At 69.3% G+C, this 548-nt stretch carries 1 protein-coding gene; it reads left to right on the top strand.

Going from position 1 to position 548, the window contains the following annotated elements; all coding sequences use genetic code 11:
- Positions 1-270, top strand: a 270-nt coding sequence (locus tag PV363_RS17880) for a helix-turn-helix domain-containing protein (protein ID WP_301023106.1), incomplete at its 5' end; no start/stop codon positions are given.
- Positions 271-548 lie beyond the last annotated feature (278 nt).

Here is a 548-nt window from a genome sequence, read left to right as displayed (position 1 = left end):
GTCGACATGGTCCACACGCGGCTGTCCGGGACCGATCCCACGCTGCACGGGACGTTGGCGACGTTCCTCGAGCAGGGAGCGTCCGTGGAGGCCGCCGCGCGCCGCTTGTTCGTCCACCCCAACACCGTCCGCTACCGCCTCCGGAAGGTCCGCGACGCGACCGGGCTCGACCCGCTCAACCCTCGCGGCGCCTACACGCTGCGGGTCGGTCTCACGCTGGGCGGGCTGCTGTCGGTCCCCGACGAGACGCGACCACGTCCGTCGTTGTAGGAACCCCACAACCGACTCCCGCAATTTTGGGTCGAGTCTTCTTCGTGGTCAGAGTTTCTGGCAGGCAGTCTTGGTCTCGTGCTCGCGAAATGCCATTCGCGACCGACATCGCAGGGAATCCGACCTACGCGGCTCGGACCGGCCCGGCGACCAGGGAGCGGGGCATGGCGCGGCGGCCGCGAGAGCGGCCACAACGGGGGTCGTCCATCGCCGTACGCCGACGATGACGAGTCGCGCAACGAGCACACCTCGCAGGGGCGTTCGGGGGTCGCCCTTGT

It is taken from the genome of Mumia sp. (genome assembly GCF_028803055.1).
In the GTDB taxonomy this organism is placed as follows: domain Bacteria; phylum Actinomycetota; class Actinomycetes; order Propionibacteriales; family Nocardioidaceae; genus Mumia.
The sequence above is the reverse complement of the archived record's forward strand: the minus strand, read 5'-3'. Positions and strand labels throughout refer to the sequence as shown.